Source organism: Vibrio sp. Vb0667, assembly GCF_033391095.1.
Window position 1 is genome coordinate 1 of record NZ_JAWPOL010000194.1, and the last position, 1352, is coordinate 1352.

A 1352-nucleotide genomic window follows, 5' to 3' on the forward strand; every position below is an offset into this window, starting at 1 on the left:
GTGCAGCTATTATTTCTCTAAATTACTTCTCCGTTACATCTAACGCTTTCATTTCTTGACCATCTTGTAACTCTGCATACTTCGCAATGACAGGAAACTGAGTATGCTCAATGCGCTCTGACCATATAGATTTCGGAACATGGATGAAGGTATCTGCATAACTCGGCGCTACTTCAAGTACTAACTTGGCAATGTCATCTAGCTCCAGCGACTCTACAGATGCTGGTAAGGTGAGCACAATCGCGGGAGATTGCGCGAGATACTGCAAGTTCGAGTTCTCTTTCCCTAACAACTCCGGTGTTAGTCGGTGGGGCGTTTGTACATCTCCTAGAGCATAGTGACGTTGCAGAACCATGAATTTGCTTGGGATTGACTCGTGTGAGTTCCACCATTTACCGTCGACGGCGGCTAATACCAGTTTTGATTGAGATTTATCAACGACGCCAAGTTCTTGCAGACTTGCATTGAGAAGTAAGCTGACGTTTTGGTTGTATTCTCTTTCGCTCAGCATCTTATGTTGTTGAATGAGGTTAAGTACAATTTTAGCTCCCAACATGTTGGAGTAGAGGTCTTCAAGCGAGTAGGCTGAAATGGTTTCTGGCCAACCTGAAAAACTTGCGTAGCCGTGCCACTGGGCTATCTCGTGGGATTCAGCCTTGAAGTAGGCTAAGCGCGCAGCTAAATGAGCGGCCACAGACCACCTTTGTTCATCGGTTAAAGAAGATGCGTCGAACGAGGCCATCTCGACGTATCTTGGTCCTAATTCAGCAGGTAAATCAATGCGATGGGCTTGGCCTAAGTTGGCGAGTATCTCGAAAAATAAGCCCATGGTGTCATCGGCGGTATCGCGCACATGGGCGAGGTCGATAAAGCCACCTTTTTGCGTGTATAAGATTCCGTTATTTTCGCTACCGCCATGACCCAACGCCGATGAGGATGACGGTGTGTAGTGATATATCCCGCTGGCAAACTTGTGTGGGCCTATCTCCTCAAGTTCAACAACGTTGTTCAGTCGGAAAAAAGGCACTGGAACTGGTCCAATTTTGACTTTCTGCATATCCCCAAAGGCACAACACGGGCGTACGTTCTGCGGTACGGTCAATTGAGGGTAGCGAGACTCATCCAAATACCAATTTTGATTGGTCGTCAGATCACCTGCGAGCATATCAGCGGCCTGATTCGAACCTGGCATCGCATGAACTGCCCAATTGTTGGACGAGCATCCAGCCAAGAAGGTACAAAGGGTGGCAGTGTAAAGAGATATAAAAAGTATACGGTTCATTTCAGTTAAAACGCTTCATTGATTGCAAAGTAAAATCCACTTTGATCGTTACCAAAGCCGATATCTAAAC

1 protein-coding gene is annotated in these 1352 nt (G+C 46.5%); it reads right to left on the reverse strand.

The window, feature by feature from the left end; all coding sequences use genetic code 11:
• Positions 1-22: 22 nt before the first annotated feature.
• Positions 23-1192: a DUF4056 domain-containing protein gene (locus R8269_RS24550; protein WP_318222820.1), complete on the reverse strand. Its 1170-nt coding sequence runs from the start codon at positions 1190-1192 to the stop codon at positions 23-25.
• Positions 1193-1352 lie beyond the last annotated feature (160 nt).